Origin of the sequence: Streptomyces sp. NPDC026659 (assembly GCF_040638245.1) — a bacterium.
Lineage (GTDB): Bacteria > Actinomycetota > Actinomycetes > Streptomycetales > Streptomycetaceae > Streptomyces.
This window is the reverse complement of the sequence record NZ_JBEZXY010000011.1, coordinates 211,774-226,932: the sequence shown is the minus strand read 5'-3', so window position 1 is coordinate 226,932 and position 15,159 is coordinate 211,774. Positions and strand designations below refer to the sequence as shown.

The 15,159-nt window shown below is 70.5% G+C and carries 14 protein-coding genes; 4 read left to right on the top strand and 10 right to left on the bottom strand.

Features of this window, described 5'->3' with window-relative positions:
* The 5 genes from AB0E91_RS26380 to AB0E91_RS26360 all read right to left on the bottom strand — a co-directional run bounded on the left by AB0E91_RS26380 (position 1) and on the right by AB0E91_RS26360 (position 5,761).
* On the bottom strand, positions 1-801 hold the full coding sequence (locus tag AB0E91_RS26380) for an ABC transporter permease (protein WP_161182143.1): 801 nt from the start codon (positions 799-801) through the stop codon (positions 1-3).
* Complete coding sequence (locus tag AB0E91_RS26375; protein ID WP_361786691.1) at positions 802-1,728, bottom strand: ABC transporter permease; 927 nt, start codon at positions 1,726-1,728, stop codon at positions 802-804.
* Complete coding sequence (locus AB0E91_RS26370; RefSeq protein ID WP_361786688.1) at positions 1,728-2,888, bottom strand: ABC transporter ATP-binding protein; 1,161 nt, start codon at positions 2,886-2,888, stop codon at positions 1,728-1,730. The genes AB0E91_RS26375 and AB0E91_RS26370 overlap by 1 nt, the downstream gene beginning before the upstream one ends.
* Complete coding sequence (locus AB0E91_RS26365; protein WP_361786685.1) at positions 2,885-4,132, bottom strand: spermidine/putrescine ABC transporter substrate-binding protein; 1,248 nt, start codon at positions 4,130-4,132, stop codon at positions 2,885-2,887. Before AB0E91_RS26365 ends, AB0E91_RS26370 begins: the two co-directional genes overlap by 4 nt.
* Positions 4,133-4,222: 90 nt before the next feature.
* Positions 4,223-5,761: a gamma-aminobutyraldehyde dehydrogenase gene (locus AB0E91_RS26360; protein ID WP_361786682.1), complete on the bottom strand. Its 1,539-nt coding sequence runs from the start codon at positions 5,759-5,761 to the stop codon at positions 4,223-4,225.
* Between the two features lie 206 nt (positions 5,762-5,967).
* Between AB0E91_RS26360 and AB0E91_RS26355 the strand changes: the two genes are divergently transcribed.
* Positions 5,968-6,522 carry an NADAR family protein gene (locus tag AB0E91_RS26355; RefSeq protein WP_361786679.1) on the top strand — a complete coding sequence of 185 codons (555 nt, stop codon included), beginning with the start codon at positions 5,968-5,970 and terminating at the stop codon, positions 6,520-6,522.
* Between the two features lie 119 nt (positions 6,523-6,641).
* Here AB0E91_RS26355 and AB0E91_RS26350 read toward each other — a convergent pair whose 3' ends face one another.
* The gene (locus AB0E91_RS26350) at positions 6,642-7,403 is read right to left on the bottom strand and encodes a DUF4190 domain-containing protein (RefSeq protein ID WP_361786676.1); all 762 of its coding nucleotides are present in this window, start codon (positions 7,401-7,403) and stop codon (positions 6,642-6,644) included.
* 234 nt (positions 7,404-7,637) lie between these two features.
* Here AB0E91_RS26350 and AB0E91_RS26345 point away from each other — a divergent pair, with 234 nt between their 5' ends.
* Both AB0E91_RS26345 and AB0E91_RS26340 read left to right on the top strand, forming a co-directional pair.
* A complete protein-coding gene (locus tag AB0E91_RS26345; RefSeq protein WP_361786673.1) occupies positions 7,638-8,723 on the top strand; it encodes an adenosine deaminase in 1,086 nt (361 codons plus the stop codon).
* A 50-nt stretch (positions 8,724-8,773) separates the two neighbouring features.
* A complete protein-coding gene (locus AB0E91_RS26340; protein ID WP_361786670.1) occupies positions 8,774-9,463 on the top strand; it encodes a glycerophosphodiester phosphodiesterase in 690 nt (229 codons plus the stop codon).
* Between the two features lie 40 nt (positions 9,464-9,503).
* Here the strand turns inward: AB0E91_RS26340 and AB0E91_RS26335 are convergent, their stop codons facing one another.
* The gene (locus tag AB0E91_RS26335; RefSeq protein WP_361786667.1) at positions 9,504-11,006 is read right to left on the bottom strand and encodes a hypothetical protein; all 1,503 of its coding nucleotides are present in this window, start codon (positions 11,004-11,006) and stop codon (positions 9,504-9,506) included.
* Positions 11,007-11,202: 196 nt separating this feature from the next.
* Between AB0E91_RS26335 and AB0E91_RS26330 the strand changes: the two genes are divergently transcribed.
* Positions 11,203-11,883: a DUF305 domain-containing protein gene (locus tag AB0E91_RS26330; RefSeq protein ID WP_361786664.1), complete on the top strand. Its 681-nt coding sequence runs from the start codon at positions 11,203-11,205 to the stop codon at positions 11,881-11,883.
* Positions 11,884-11,926: 43 nt separating this feature from the next.
* On the opposite strand, the gene AB0E91_RS26325 is transcribed toward AB0E91_RS26330, so the two are convergent.
* From AB0E91_RS26325 to AB0E91_RS26315, 3 genes are read right to left on the bottom strand one after another with little or no spacing between them, the layout of a single operon-like run.
* Positions 11,927-14,299: an excinuclease ABC subunit UvrA gene (locus AB0E91_RS26325; RefSeq protein WP_361786661.1), complete on the bottom strand. Its 2,373-nt coding sequence runs from the start codon at positions 14,297-14,299 to the stop codon at positions 11,927-11,929.
* A gap of 34 nt (positions 14,300-14,333) precedes the next feature.
* Complete coding sequence (locus AB0E91_RS26320) at positions 14,334-14,744, bottom strand: VOC family protein (RefSeq protein ID WP_361786658.1); 411 nt, start codon at positions 14,742-14,744, stop codon at positions 14,334-14,336.
* Between the two features lie 10 nt (positions 14,745-14,754).
* Positions 14,755-15,141 (bottom strand): helix-turn-helix transcriptional regulator, encoded by a 387-nt coding sequence (locus AB0E91_RS26315; protein ID WP_361786923.1) that lies wholly within the window; start codon positions 15,139-15,141, stop codon positions 14,755-14,757.
* Positions 15,142-15,159 lie beyond the last annotated feature (18 nt).

Here is a 15,159-nt window from a genome sequence, read left to right as displayed (position 1 = left end):
TTACGCCTTCTGACGACCGCGCCGGCCCGTGACGAGCATCGAGACCAGCACGAACAGCACGGCGACCAGGAACATGGCCGTGCCGATGACATTGATCTGGACGGGCGTGCCGCGCTGTGCCGAGCCCCAGACGAACATGGGGAACGTGACGGTCGAGCCCGCGTTGAAATTGGTGATGATGAAATCGTCGAAGGACAGCGCGAAGGAGAGCAGCGCGCCCGCGGCGATTCCGGGTGCCGCGATGGGCAGGGTGACCCGGCAGAAGGTCTGCACGGGGCCCGCGTAGAGGTCGCGGGCGGCCTCCTCCAGGCGCGGGTCCATCGACATCACGCGCGCCTTGACCGCGGTGACGACGAAGCTGAGGCAGAACATGATGTGGGCGATCAGGATCGTCCAGAAGCCGAGCTGCGCGCCCATGTTGAGGAACAGGGTGAGCAGCGAGGCGGCCATGACGACCTCGGGCATCGCCATCGGCAGGAAGATCAGCGAGTTGACCGCGCCGCGCGCCCGGAACCGGTAGCGCACCAGCGCGAAGGCGATCATCGTGCCGAGCGCGGTGGCGCCGAGCGTGGCCCACAGGGCGATCTGGAGGCTGAGCGAGAGCGAGCCGCACATGTCGGCGACCCCGCACGGGTCCTTCCAGGCGTCGGTGGAGAACCGCTGCCACTCGTAGTTGAAGCGGCCTTTGGGCTTGTTGAAGGAGAACACCGTCACGACGATGTTCGGCAGCAGCAGATACGCGAGCGTGAACAGGCCCGCGATGACCACGAGCCGGCGCTTGAGCCAGGTGACGAGCGGCATTTAGACGAGGTCCTCCGTCCCGGCCCGGCGGATGTAGAAGGTCACCATGGCCAGGATCGCGGCCATGAGGATGAACGAGAGCGCGGCGGCCGTCGGATAGTCCAGGACGCGCAGGAACTGGGTCTGGATGACGTTGCCGATCATGCGGGTGTCGGTCGAGCCGAGCAGCTCGGCGTTGACGTAGTCACCGGCCGCCGGGATGAAGGTGAGCAGGGTGCCGGAGACCACGCCGGGCAGGGACAGCGGGAAGGTGACCTTGCGGAAGGTGGTCCAGGGCCGGGCGTACAGGTCGCCCGCCGCCTCGTGCAGCCGGCCGTCGATGCGCTCCAGCGAGGTGTACAGCGGCAGGATCATGAACGGCAGGAAGTTGTAGGTCAGCCCGCACACCACCGCGAGCGGGGTCGCGAGCACCCGGTCGCCCGCTGTCCAGCCGAGCCAGCCGGTGAGGTCGAGGAGGTGCAGGCTGTTCATGGCGTGCACGACCGGGCCGTTGTCGGCGAGGATCGTCTTCCAGGCCAGCGTGCGGATCAGGAAGCTGGTGAAGAACGGTGCGATCACCAGCACCATGATCAGGTTGCGCCAGCGGCCCGCCCGGAACGCGATCAGATACGCCAGCGGATAGCCGAGCAGCAGACACAGCGCGGTCGCGGCGGCGGCGTAGAGCACCGAGCGCAGGAACTGCGGCCAGTACTCGGCGAGGGCGTCCCAGTACGTGGCGAAGTGCCAGGTGACCTGGTAGCCCTTCTCCAGCGAGCCGGTCTGCACGGAGGTCGACGCCTGGTAGACCATCGGCAGCGCGAAGAACACGACCAGCCACAGGATGCCGGGCAGCAGCAGCCAGTACGGGGTGAACCGGCCGCGCCTGCGGGGTGGCTTCGCGGGCGCGGCCGCGGTGAGGGGCGGAGGCGCCTCGGTGAGCGTCGGCATCAGACGGCCGCCTCTTCCTCGGTGCCGGCGTCGATGTCCTGAGCGGCGTCCAGGGCGAAGGTATGGGCCGGGTTCCAGTGCAGGACGACCTCGGCGCCGGGGACGAGCCGGGTGTCGCGCTCGACGTTCTGCGCGTACACCGCGAGCGCGCCCGCGACCGGGCTGTCGATCACGTACTGGGTGGAGACGCCGATGAAACCGGCGTCCGCGATGGTGCCGGTGAGGCGGTTGCGGCCCTCGGGGACGGAGCCCGCGTCGTCGGCGTGGGTGAGCGCGATCTTCTCCGGGCGGATTCCGGCGAGGACCTTCTCGCCCGTCGCCGCCGGGGTGGCGCAGCGGGCCGAGGGCAGCAGCAGCTTGCCGTCGCCCGCGCGCAGCACGATCTCGTCGCCGCTGCGGGAGTCGACCTCGGCCTCGATCAGGTTGGAGGTGCCGAGGAAGTTGGCGACGAAGGTGGTGCGCGGGTTCTCGTACAGCTCGGCCGGGGAGCCCTGCTGCTCGACGCGGCCCGCGTTCATCACGGCGACCGTGTCGGCCATGGTCATGGCCTCCTCCTGGTCGTGCGTGACGTGGATGAAGGTGATGCCGACCTCGGTCTGGATGCGCTTGAGCTCCAGCTGCATCTGGCGGCGCAGTTTGAGGTCGAGGGCGCCGAGGGGCTCGTCGAGCAGAAGCACCTTGGGGTGGTTGATCAGCGCACGGGCGACCGCGACGCGCTGCTGCTGGCCGCCGGAGAGCTGGTGCGGCTTCTTGCGCGCCTGCTCGCCGAGCTGGACCAGCTCCAGCATCTCCTCGACCTGCTTCTTGACGCTTCGGATGCCGCGCCGGCGCAGGCCGAAGGCGACGTTCTCGAAGATGTCGAGGTGCGGGAAGAGGGCGTAGGACTGGAAGACCGTGTTGACCGGCCGCTTGTACGGCGGCAGCTGCGTGACGTCCTGGTCGCCGAGGCGCACGGTGCCGCAGGAAGGTTCCTCCAGCCCGGCGATCATGCGCAGGGTGGTGGTCTTGCCGCAGCCGGAGGCGCCGAGCAGGGCGAAGAAGGAGCCCTGGGGCACGGTCAGGTCCAGCGGGTGCACGGCGGTGAAGGCACCGTACGTCTTGCCGATCCCGTCGAGGCGGACGTCTCCGCTGCCGTCTGTCGTCGTCTTCATCCTCGTCACGCCCCTGTGAGCTTCGCGAATTTTTCTTCGTAGGCCGTCTCTTCCTTCTGGCTCAGGGAGCGGAAGGCGTGGGACTTCGCCTGCATGACCTTGTCAGGAACGATCAGCGGGTTGGCCGCCGCGTCCCGGTCGATCTTGGCAAGCCAGGGCTTTACCCCGTCGACCGGAGTGACGTAGTTGATGTAGGCGGCCAGCGCGGCGGCCTGCTCGGGTTCGTAATAGAAGTCGATGAGCCGCTCGGCGTTCGTCTTGTGACGTGCCTTGTTAGGGATCAGCATATTGTCCGACGAGGTCATGTATCCGCTGTCGGGTATGACGAAGTCGACGTCGGGGCTGTCCGCCTTGAGCTGGACCACGTCCCCGGCCCAGGCGACACAGGCCGCGAAGTCGCCCTTGCTGAGGTCCGCGGTGTAGTCGTTGCCGGTGAAGCGGCGGATCTGTCCCTTGTCAACGGCCTTCTGCAGACGGGCGATCGCCGCGTCGTAGTCGTCGTCGGTGAAGCGCGCCGGGTCCTTGCCCATGTCGAGCAGGGTCATCCCGACGCTGTCGCGCATCTCGGAGAGGAAGCCGACCCGCCCCTTGAGCTTCGGATTGTCGAGCAGGTCCGAGACGGATCTCACCTCGACGCCGTCGAGCGCCTTCTTGTTGTAGGCGATGACCGTGGAGATGCCCTGCCAGGGGTAGGAGTAGGCGCGTCCCGGGTCCCAGTCCGGGCTGCGGAACTGGGCCGACAGATTGGCGAAGGCGTGCGGGAGGTGGGACGCGTCGAGTTTCTGCACCCAGCCGAGCCGGATCATCCGGGCGGCCAGCCAGTCGGTGACCACGATGAGGTCGCGGCCGGTGTCCTGGCCCGCGGCGAGCTGCGGCTTGATCTTGCCGAAGAACTCGTTGTTGTCGTTGATGTCCTCGGTGTAGGCGACCTTGATGCCGGTGCGACGCCGGAAGGTGTCCAGGGTGGGGTGGCTCTTGTTGTCGTCGGCGACGTCGATGTACTCGGTCCAGTTGGAGAAGTTCACCGTCTTCTCCCGCGCCGAGTGGTCGTCGGCCGGGGTGCCGCCGGGTGCCCGGCCCGCCGGGGGAATCCCGCAGGCGCTCAGGGCCCCGAGTCCCCCGGCGGCGAAGGCGCCGCCCACCCCGGCGCGCAGCAGGGACCGGCGGGTGAGCGCCGCCCGGCCGCCGCTCTGGCTGCGCCGCATGGCGGCCGCCACGGCCGGGCTCGGACAGTCGGGCTCGTACTGCTCCATGCGCGTGGTGCCCTTTCGGAAGAAGCTGGGGAAGTCCTTCTGGAGGAGGGGAAGTCCTCCGGTGAGAAGAGGCCGCGAACCGTCGGACGACTAGCCGCGGTCCCCGAAGACCGTGCGGTGCCAGTCCTTGCGGGCGACCGCCGTGTTGTCGAACATCACGTGCTTGACCTGCGTGTACTCCTCGAAGGAGTACGCCGACATGTCCTTGCCGAAGCCGGACGCCTTGTAGCCGCCGTGCGGCATCTCGCTGATGATCGGGATGTGGTCGTTGATCCACACACAGCCCGCCGCGATCTCGCGGGTGGCCCGGTTCGCGCGGTACACGTCCCGGGTCCACGCGGAGGCGGCCAGGCCGTACGGCGTGTCGTTGGCCAGCCGCAGACCCTCGTCGTCGGTGTCGAAGGGGAGGACGACCAGCACGGGGCCGAAGATCTCGGCCTGGACGATCTCGCTGTCCTGGGCGGCGTCGGCGATCAGGGTGGGCCGGTAGTAGGCGCCGTCCTTCAGCTCGCCCTCCGGGGCCTCGCCGCCGGTGACCACGCGCGCGTACCCGCGCGCCCGGTCCACGAAGGCGGCGACCCGGTCACGCTGGACGTGCGAGACGAGCGGCCCGAGATCGGTGCCGGGGGCGAACGGATCGCCCAGCCGTACGGTCTCCATGAGGGCGGCGGTCCGCGCCACGAACGCGTCGTACAGCGGGCGCTGCACATACGCGCGCGTGGCGGCCGTGCAGTCCTGCCCGGTGTTGATGAGCGCGCCCGCGACCGCGCCGTTGGCGGCGGCCTCCACGTCGGCGTCCTCGAAGACGACGAAGGGGGCCTTGCCGCCCAGCTCCAGGTGGAGACGCTTGGCGGTGCCCGCGGCGAGCGTGGCGACGCGCCTGCCGACGCCGGTGGAGCCGGTGAAGGAGGTCATGACGACCCGGGGGTGCTGGACCAGCCGCTCCCCCGCCTCCGGTCCTGTCCCGGTGACGATGTTGATCACGCCGTCCGGGATACCCGCGTCGGTGGCGGCGCGCGCGAAGAGGAGGGCGGTGAGCGGAGTGAGTTCGGAGGGCTTGAGGACGATCGTGTTGCCCGCCGCGACGGCCGGGAGAATCTTCCAGGCGGCCATCTGGAGCGGGTAGTTCCAGGGCGCGATGGAGCCGACGACGCCGAGGGGCTCGCGCCGCACGTACGAGGTGTGGTCGCCGGAGTACTCCCCGGCGGACTGGCCCTGGAGGTGCCGGGCGGCGCCCGCGAAGAAGGCGGTGTTGTCGATCGTGCCGGGCACGTCGAACTCGCGGGTGAGCTTGAGCGGCTTGCCGCACTGGAGGGACTCGGCACGGGCGAACTCCTCGGCACGCTCCGCGACCAGGGCGGCCAGGCGGTGCAGGGCGTCGGAGCGCTCGCCGGGAGTGGTGGCGGCCCAGCCGGGGAAGGCCGCGTACGCGGCGGCGACGGCCGCGTCCACGTCGTCCGCGCCCGCGAGTTCGTACGTCAGGATCTCCGCACCGGTGGCCGGGTCGGTCACGGTGTGGGTGCGGCCCGAGGTGCCCCGGGCGGGGCGGCCCGCGATGAACTGCGCGCCGTCGGAAAAGCGGTCGCGCGCGGGGAATCGTTCCGGGATGGCGGTGCCCGGGATGTGCATGTCGCTCTCCTCCGCCGTACACCCCGTGGGGGCCGGGTGGCGTGGCTCCAGCTCGATTTGAGTGCCGATCCTGACAGAGCGATATCCAGCCAACAAGGGATTCCGTTGTTGCCTTTTGGTTACGCGACGGAATCTGTCGGCCAGGTGTCGAGTCGCCATGGGCCGGAACGGACGGAGTGTCAGTGGTGCGTGCCACACTCGCGATCATGGGGAAGATCGTGGGACTGGACACACTGATCGACGAGGTCCGGGCGGGGACCCGGGTGAAGTATCTGCACTTCTGGGGGCACCGGCCGCGCCCGGACGGCACGGCGGGCGCGGGCTGTCTGAGCCAGTGGTGGCCGGCGCCGTTCACGGTGGACGGCGTGGAGTACGCGACGGCCGAGCACTGGATGATGGCCGCCAAGGCGCGGCTGTTCGAGGACGCGGAGGCCGAGCGGAAGGTGCTGGCCTCGGCGCATCCCGCGCAGGCGAAGAAGGCGGGGCGGCTGGTCCGGGGCTTCGACGAGGCGATATGGGAGCGCGAGCGGTTCGGGATCGTCGTCGAGGGCAGCGTGCACAAGTTCGCGGCGCACGAGGAGTTGCGCGCGTTTCTGCTCGGCACCGGTGAGCGGGTGCTGGTGGAGGCGAGCCCGGTGGACCGGGTGTGGGGCATCGGCCTCGCGGCGGACGACGAGCGCGCCGGTGACCCCGAGCGCTGGCGGGGCCCCAACCTGCTGGGCTTCGCGCTGATGGCGGCGCGGGAGCGGCTGGGCGGCTGAGCGCTTGAGGAAACGGCGCGGCCCGCCCTCCCGGGTGGTGGGGGGGGCGGGCCGTCAAGCGCCCGGCGCCGGGCCAGAGCCGGGTGCCGGGTGCCGGGTGCCGGGTGCCGGGTGCCGGGTCAGGCTCGCGGCAGCAGCGGCGCGGACACGCTGGGCGCGGAGTTGTACGACCCGTACGGGTCGCTGTCGGAGTCGGTGTCCGAGTCGTGCACGATCTTCGCGAACAGCACGCCCCAGAAGGTCAACACCAGGATGCCGATCACGATCCCGATGATGCCCATGACGAAGCCCGCCTGGGCCTGACCGCGGTTGGTGGCCTCGCCCCGGTCGGCACGCTGTTTGCCCTTGACGCCGAGAACCACGGCGATGATGCCGAGCGGGATGGACGGCAGGCCGTAGAAGCAGAACAGGCAGAGCGACAGGATGCCGAGCACCATCGCGGAGGTGCCCATGCCGTTCTGCGGCAGCGCGGGACCGCCGCTCCAGCCGTACCCCTGCGCGGGACCGGGGTAGCTGGGGTAGCCGTAACCGGCCGACGGCGGCGGAGCGGCCATGCCGGGCCCGGTGGGGGCGTACGGCGGGGGCGGTACGGCGGACTCGCTCCAGCCCTGCGCCGGTGGCGGCACGGGACCGCCGACGGGCGGACCGGCGAACGGCGGCTGACCCGCCACCGGCGGCGGCCCGAATCCGGCCGACGGGAGGGAGGTCATGGTCGCCTGGTCGTGCACCGAGGACGGGGGCACGGGCGGCTGCGTGCCAGGGGCGGAGCCGGGGGCCGGTGCGCCCTTCTCCAGCGACGGTCCGCTCGCGGGCGGCGCCCACGGGTCGTAGCCCGCTCCCTCGCCCGCGCCGGGCTGTGGCTGTTCGGTCACGTGACCCATCCCCCTCCGTCTGAATCGTCGGATCATCGTAAGCCTCACGCGTACCGCCCCGGCTTTCGGTGGCCGACCTGTGACCGGCCGCCGCACCCGAGGCCGTGCGCCCGGCCCCGGGACCGTTTTCTGGCGTTGTCGGCAGCCCGGCCTAGGATGTCCGGGCACCACCGATCAGCCGATCGCCCGCGCCCGGCGCACCACCGTGCGTCCGCGAGCGCCGTTCCCCCTGGGGAGGACCCCTTGACCGAGCGCAGCACCGACAACGGCACCGCAGGCACCACCGGCACCCCCGCGCGAGACGACCGCGCCGCCTTCATCGCCGGACTGCCCAAGGCCGAACTGCACGTCCACCACGTCGGCTCCGCCTCCCCGCGCATCGTCTCGGAGCTGGCCGCGCGCCACCCCGACTCCAAGGTGCCCACCGACCCCGCGGCGCTCGCGGAGTACTTCACGTTCACCGACTTCGCGCACTTCATCCAGGTGTATCTGTCGGTCGTGGACCTGGTCCGGACCCCGGAGGACGTCCGGCTGCTCACCTACGAGATCGCCCGCGACCTCTCCCGCCAGCAGGTGCGCTACGCCGAGCTGACCATCACCCCCTTCTCCTCCACCCGGCGCGGCATACCGGCGCGGCCCTTCATGGACGCGATCGAGGACGCCCGCAAGTCGGCGGAGGCGGACTTCGGCACGCTGCTGCGCTGGTGCTTCGACATCCCCGGCGAGGCGGGGCTGGAAGCCGCCGAGGAGACGGCCCGGCTGGCCACCGAGGACGGCATCCGCCCCGAGGGCCTGGTGTCCTTCGGCCTCGGCGGCCCCGAGATCGGCGTGCCCCGGCCGCAGTTCAAGCCGTACTTCGACCGCGCCATCGCGGCCGGTCTGCACTCGGTGCCGCACGCGGGCGAGACGACAGGCCCGCAGACCGTGTGGGACGCGCTGACCGAGCTGCGCGCCGAGCGCATCGGGCACGGCACCAGCTCCGCCCAGGACCCGAGGCTCCTCGCGCACCTCGCCGAGCACCGCATCGCGCTGGAGGTCTGCCCGACCTCCAACATCGCCACCCGCGCGGTGCGCACGCTGGAGGAGCACCCGATCAGGCAGTTCGTGGACGCCGGTGTGCTGGTCACGGTCAACTCCGACGACCCGCCCATGTTCGGCACCGACCTGAACAACGAGTACGCGGTCGCCGCCCGGCTGCTCGACCTGGACGAGCGGGGCGTGGCCGAGCTGGCGAAGAACGCCGTCGAGGCGTCCTTCCTGGACCCGGCGGGCAAGGCGCGGATCGCGGCGGAGATCGATACGTACACGGACGCCTGGCTCGCCCGCTGAAGAGCGGCGGGGTACTCCTCGGAGATCCACTCGGCTGCCAGAATGGCCCCATGCAGACCGTGACCGCCGTCGCCCATCGCGGTGACCCCTACCGCTTCCGCGAGAACACCGTCGCCTCGCTGCGTTCCGCGCTCGACGAGGGCGCGGACGCGGTCGAGATCGACGTACGGCTCACCCGCGACGGCGTCCCCGTGCTGCTGCACGACGAGACGCTGAAGCGGCTGTGGGAGACCGAGCGCCCGCTGTCCGCGCTGACCGCCGGGCAGCTGCGCGAGCTGACGGACGGCCAGGTGCCCACGCTCGCCGAGGCGCTGGAGGCGACGGAGGGCGCCCGGGTCCTGCTGGACCTGTGCGGCCCGGTCCGGCGCCGCACGGTGGAGCGGATTCTCGGCGTGGTCGGCGACTGCGGCGCGAAGGACCGGGTCTACTACTGCGCGGGCGCCGAGTCGATGCTCACCCTCCGCGCCGCCGATCCCTCCGCCGAGATCGCCCTGACCTGGACGAGCCTGGCCCGGCCGCGCCCCGGGGTCCTGGCGGCGGTCCGGCCGCGCTGGCTCAACTACCGCTTCTCCCTGGTCGACCGCGACCTGGCGGCCCGGGTCCACCACGACGGCTACCTGCTGTCGGTGTGGACCCCGGACACCCGCCGCTCCATGCGGCGCCTGATCGCCCTCGGCGCCGACGCGATCACCACGAACCGCGTCGGCACCCTGAGGTCGCTGCTGTCCAAGGAGTCCTAGGAAAAAACACCCCCAGGGCCGCTCAGTCGAAGTAGCGCGGTCAGTCGAAGTAGTCCGGCTGGCTCTGGACGTTCAGCTCGGGCAGGTGCACCCGCCGTGCGGAGTCGGTGCGCCGGTCGTCGATCTTCAGGACGTCGAGTCCCTTGAGGATGTCGTTCGAGTAGATGTACCCGTTGTAGTAGTACGCCGACCACGCGCCGCCGACCTGGAGGACGTCGGTGGACACCGGGCCCCGCTCGAAGTACGCGATCTCCTTCGGGCGGGCGGAGTCGGTGAAGTCCCAGACGGAGACGCCGCCCTGGTACCACGCCTGGACCATGAGGTCCTTGCCCTTGACCGGGATCAGCGAGCCGTTGTGGGCGACGCAGTTCTCGGTGTCGGCCTGGTGGCGGGGGATCTTGTAGTAGCCCCGGAAGACCAGCTTGCGGTGATCGCCCCGGCCGACGATGTCGTAGATGCCGTCGGCGCCGCGGTTCGGCCCGATCGCCGCGTTGCAGGTGGCCGCGCCGCCACCGCCCAGCTCGTCGGTGAAGACGACCTTGTCCGCCTTCTGGTTGAAGGTCGCCGAGTGCCAGAAGGCGAAGTTGACGTTGTCCTCGACCTGGTCGATGACCTTCGGGTGCTCCGGGTCCTTGATGGAGAACAGGATGCCGTCGCCCATGCAGGCGCCCGCCGCGAGGTCCTTCGAGGGCAGGACGGTCAGGTCGTGGCAGCCGGTGGTCTTGGAGACGCCCGGGTTGGTGGGCGCGCCGGGGTTGCCGCCGCCGTCCGCCCCCTCACCGGGGAAGAGCACGGGGAAGCCCACCACGGCGGCCTTCTCGGGCGCCTTGCGCGGAACCTTGATGACCGAGATGCCGTCGTGCGGCGGCTGGCAGTCGGGGAAGGAGGCGCTCGGCGAGTACGACGAGACGTAGATGTAGACGTTCTTGCGCTCCGGCACCAGCGTGTGGGTGTGGGAGCCGCAGGCGGTCTCGACGGCGGCGACGTACTTGGGGTTCCTCTTGTCGCTGATGTCGAAGATCTTCATGCCCTCCCACGACGACTTCTCGGTCGCGGGCTGCGCGGTGCTGGCGCAGGAGTTGTCGCTGCGCGAGGAGTCGGTCGACAGGAAGAGCAGGTCGCCGGAGACGGAGATGTCGTTCTGCGAGCCGGGGCACAGCACCTGGGAGACGGTCTTCGGCGCCTTCGGGTTGCTGATGTCGAAGATGCGGAAGCCGTCGTAGTTCCCGGCGTACGCGTACTTCCCCTGGAAGGCGAGGTCCGAGTTGAAGCCGGCCAGCGCGTCCTTGGGGACGTTGGCGAGGTGCTCGATGTTGCGGGAGTGGACGATCTCGTCCTGGCCGGGTATCTCACCGGCCGCGACGGCGCTCTTCGCCCCGGCGGCCTCGCTCTTGGAGGCGGGGTGCCGTGCGGCGGGGCCGTCGCCGGGGTCCGGGGTCGCGGACGCCGGGGCGACGGTGAGCAGCGCGGCCAGGAGACCGGCCGCCGCGGCGCCGACTCCCAGGCGTCTGTGGCGCGTTCGGGATTCTTTCGACAGGGTCACTGCTGCCTCCCTGGTGCCGGTCGTATGGAAGCGGTTCACGCTCCCCCGCAGTATCGTCTGCGTCATGCACAGGTCAACAGAGGGCAATGTGACAAGGCTGAAAAGCCTCGGTCGCGCGGCCCTTCGCCGGGCCACCGTTCCACCCGTGCTCCGCCGGCCGTCCTGCCCACCGTTTCGCCAGCGACAGGAGATCACCGTGCACTTCCGCCGTGCGTCCCGCGCTTCCTACGCCTCCCTCGCCACGACCGCGCTGGCCGTCGCCGCCGTGTTCGCGGTCGGGGGCTGTGACGCGAATCCGGACACCAGGTCGGCGGCGCGAAGCGGCCCTTCGGTCATCGCACCGGGCAAGCCGGGCGAGGCGAACCGGACCCTGTCCGCACAGGAGGCCGCCGCGCAGCGCGCGGACGACAACTCCCCCAACGCGGCGGACCGTTCGTACGCCACGATGATGATCCAGCACCACGCCCAGGCCCTGACGATGACCGAACTGGCCCCCGCACGTGCCGAGTCGACGGCGGTGAAGCGCATCGCCGAGCGGATCGCCGCCTCCCAGGGGCCGGAGATCGCCGCCATGAAGAGCTGGCTGCGCACGGACGCCGGGGGCGGCGGCGAGCACGATCACGGCGACACCCACGACCACATGCACATGTCGATGCCCGGCATGGCGACGGAGGCGCAGCTCGCGCAGCTGAAGGCCGCGAAGGGCAAGGCGTTCGACGCCCTCTTCCTGAAGCTGATGATCGCCCACCACCAGGGGGCGATCACCATGGCCACGGACGTGAAGGCCCGGGGTCACAGCGTCCGGATCGAGGAGATGGCCGACGACGTGATCGCGCAGCAGACGGCCGAGATCGGCCGAATGCGCGCGATGTCCTGACCATTTCCCGCCAAGTGCCGTGAGGTTCCCGGGCCTTGACCGCTCAGGCCCCCACGTACTCCGCCAAGTGCTGTCCCGTCAGCGTCGACCTGGCCGCGACCAGGTCGGCCGGGGTGCCCTCGAAGACGACGCGGCCGCCGTCATGCCCGGCGCCGGGGCCCAGGTCGATGATCCAGTCGGCGTGGGCCATGACCGCCTGGTGGTGCTCCACGACGATGACCGACTTGCCGGATTCCACCAACCGGTCGAGCAGACCGAGCAGTTGCTCGACGTCCGCGAGGTGGAGACCGGCGGTCGGCTCGTCCAGGACGTAGATCCCGCCCTTCTCCGCCATGTGCGTGGCGAGCTTCAGCCGCTGCCGTTCGCCGCCGGAGAGCGTGGTGAGCGGCTGGCCGAGGGTGAGATAGCCGAGTCCCACGTCGTTCAGCCGGTTCAGGACGCGGTGCGCGGCCGGGGTGCGGGCCTCGCCGTCGGCGAAGAACTCCAGCGCCTCGGCGACGGACATCGCGAGCACCTCGCTGATGTCCCGCCCGCCGAGCCGGTGTTCGAGCACCGCCGCCTGGAAGCGCTTGCCCTCGCACTCCTCGCAGGTGGTGGCCACCCCGGCCATCATCCCCAGGTCGGTGTAGACGACGCCGATGCCGTTGCAGGTGGGGCAGGCGCCCTCCGAATTGGCGCTGAACAGCGCGGGCTTGACCCCGTTGGCCTTGGCGAAGGCCTTGCGGATCGGGTCCAACAGCCCTGTGTAGGTGGCCGGGTTGCTGCGCCGCGAGCCCCGGATCGGGCTCTGGTCGACCGAGACGACCCCCTCACCGGCCGGGATCGAGCCGTGCACCAGAGAGCTCTTGCCGGAACCGGCGACCCCGGTGACGACGGTGAGCACCCCGAGCGGGACGTCCACGTCCACGTCGTGCAGGTTGTTGGCGTCGGCGCCCCGGATCTCCAGGGCGCCGGAGGGCTCGCGCACGCTCTCCTTGAGCCGGGCCCGGTCGTCGAAGTGCCGCCCGGTGACGGTGTCCCCGGCCCGCAGCCCCGCGACATCGCCCTCGTAGCAGACCGCGCCGCCCGCCGAACCGGCGCCGGGACCGAGGTCCACCACATGGTCGGCGATGGCGATGGTCTCCGGCTTGTGCTCCACCACGAGCACGGTGTTGCCCTTGTCGCGCAGGCGCAGCAGCAGGTTGTTCATCCGCTGGATGTCGTGCGGGTGGAGTCCGGTGGTGGGCTCGTCGAAGACGTAGGTGACGTCGGTGAGCGAGGAGCCGAGGTGCCGGATCATCTTCACGCGCTGGGCCTCGCCGCCGGACAGGGTCCCCGAGGGGCGGTCCAGGGAGAGATAGCCGAGGCCGATCTCCACGAAGGAGTCGAGGGTGTGGCCCAGCGCGGTCAGCAGCGGCGCGACGGACGCGTCCTCGATGCCGCGCACCCACTCGGCCAGGTCGGTGATCTGCATCGCGCACACGTCCGCGATGGACTTGCCCTCGATCTTCGAGGACCGCGCGCCCTCGTTGAGCCGGGTCCCCTCGCAGTCGGGGCAGACGGTGAAGGTGACCGCCCGCTCCACGAAGGCACGGACGTGCGGCTGGAGCGCGTCCACGTCCTTGGACAGGAACGACTTCTGGATCTTCGGGATCAGCCCCTCGTAGGTGAGGTTGATGCCCTCCACCTTGATCTTGGTGGGCTCCTTGTGGAGCAGATCGTGCAGTTCGCGCTTGGTGAACCTGGCGATCGGCTTGTCCGGGTCGAAGAAACCGCAGCCGGTGTAGATGCGGCCGTACCAGCCGTCCACGCTGTAGCCGGGGATGGTCAGCGCGCCCTCGCGCAGCGACTTGGAGTCGTCGTAGAGCTGGGTGAGGTCGATGTCGGTGACCGCGCCCCGGCCCTCGCAGCGCGGGCACATGCCGCCGGAGCGGCTGAACGTCACCTTCTCCGCCCTGCGCGCCCCCTTGTCCACCGTGATCGCGCCGCTGGCCTCGACCGAGGCGACGTTGAAGGCGTACGCCCCGGGCGGCCCGATGTGGGGCTCGGCGAGGCGGCTGAAGAGGATGCGCAGCATCGCGTTGGTGTCGGTGACGGTGCCGACGGTGGAGCGCGGGTCGGCCCCGAGCCGCTGCTGGTCCACGGTGATGGCGGTGGTCAGCCCGTCGAGCACGTCGACCTCGGGCCGGGCGAGGGTGGGCATGAACCCCTGCACGAACGCGCTGTACGTCTCGTTGATCAGCCGCTGCGACTCGGCGGCGATGGTGCCGAACACCAGCGAGCTCTTGCCGGAGCCGGAGACACCCGTGAACACCGTCAGCCGGCGCTTGGGGATCTCGACGTCGACGTCCTTGAGGTTGTTCACCCGCGCCCCGTGCACACGGATCATGTCGTGACTGTCGGCGGCGTGCTCGTCGGCCCGGTTGGCCTTCGTCATCGTCTCTCCATCGGTCCTGTACGGCGGACGGTCCTCAGCGGCGTTCCTGGATGCGGAGCAGATTGCCCGCGGGGTCGCGTACGGCGCAGTCGCGCACCCCGTACGGCTGCTCGGTGGGCTCCTGGACGATCTCGGCGTCGGCGGCCGCCAGGCGCTCGAAGGTGCCGTCGAGGTCGGGGGTGGCCAGGAGCAGGGTGGCGTAGGTGCCCTTGGCCATCATCTCGGTGATGGTGCGGCGCTCGTCCTCGGTGATGCCGGGGTCCACGGCGGGCGGGGTCAGTACGACGGAGGTCTCCGGCTGCCCGGCGGGGCCCACGGTGAGCCAGCGCAGTCCGTTGTAGCCGACGTCGTTGCGCAGCTCGAAACCGAGCAGGTCGCGGTAGAACGCGAGGGCCGCCTCCGGGTCGTCCTGGGGCAGAAAGCTGGCGTGAATGCTGAGGTCCATGGCCGTCACGCTAGTCGCGGCCCTCCCCGGGCGCTTCTCGATTCCTGACCGCTTTCCGCACCGGCCGGGTGGCGTGCTTCACCACACAGGACGGCATCCCCACGGTCGCCCGCGCGGCCTCGCTCCGATAGACACTGGGCGGCACCCCGACCAGCTCCGTGAACCGCGTGCTGAACGTCCCCAGCGACGAACAACCCACCGCGAAACACACCTCGGTGACGCTCAGGTCCCCCCGCCGCAACAGCGCCATCGCCCGCTCGATCCGCCGCGTCATGAGATACGAGTACGGCGACTCCCCGTACGCCGCCCGGAACTGCCTACTGAGATGCCCGGCCGACACCCCGACCCCCCGGGCCAGCGCCTCGACGTCGAGCGGCTGCGCGTACTCCCGGTCCATACGGTCCCGCACGCGGCG

Excerpts from the sequence above, each read along its gene's own strand:
- AB0E91_RS26380 (WP_161182143.1), bottom strand. The coding sequence starts at position 801 with ATGCCGCTCGTCACCTGGCTCAAGCGCCGGCTCGTGGTCATCGCGGGC.
- AB0E91_RS26375 (WP_361786691.1), bottom strand. The coding sequence starts at position 1,728 with ATGCCGACGCTCACCGAGGCGCCTCCGCCCCTCACCGCGGCCGCGCCC.
- AB0E91_RS26365 (WP_361786685.1), bottom strand. The coding sequence starts at position 4,132 with ATGGAGCAGTACGAGCCCGACTGTCCGAGCCCGGCCGTGGCGGCCGCC.
- AB0E91_RS26360 (WP_361786682.1), bottom strand. The coding sequence starts at position 5,761 with ATGCACATCCCGGGCACCGCCATCCCGGAACGATTCCCCGCGCGCGAC.
- AB0E91_RS26355 (WP_361786679.1), top strand. The coding sequence starts at position 5,968 with ATGGGGAAGATCGTGGGACTGGACACACTGATCGACGAGGTCCGGGCG.
- AB0E91_RS26350 (WP_361786676.1), bottom strand. The coding sequence starts at position 7,403 with ATGGGTCACGTGACCGAACAGCCACAGCCCGGCGCGGGCGAGGGAGCG.
- AB0E91_RS26340 (WP_361786670.1), top strand. The coding sequence starts at position 8,774 with ATGCAGACCGTGACCGCCGTCGCCCATCGCGGTGACCCCTACCGCTTC.
- AB0E91_RS26325 (WP_361786661.1), bottom strand. The coding sequence starts at position 14,299 with ATGACGAAGGCCAACCGGGCCGACGAGCACGCCGCCGACAGTCACGAC.
- AB0E91_RS26320 (WP_361786658.1), bottom strand. The coding sequence starts at position 14,744 with ATGGACCTCAGCATTCACGCCAGCTTTCTGCCCCAGGACGACCCGGAG.
- AB0E91_RS26315 (WP_361786923.1), bottom strand. The coding sequence starts at position 15,141 with ATGGACCGGGAGTACGCGCAGCCGCTCGACGTCGAGGCGCTGGCCCGG.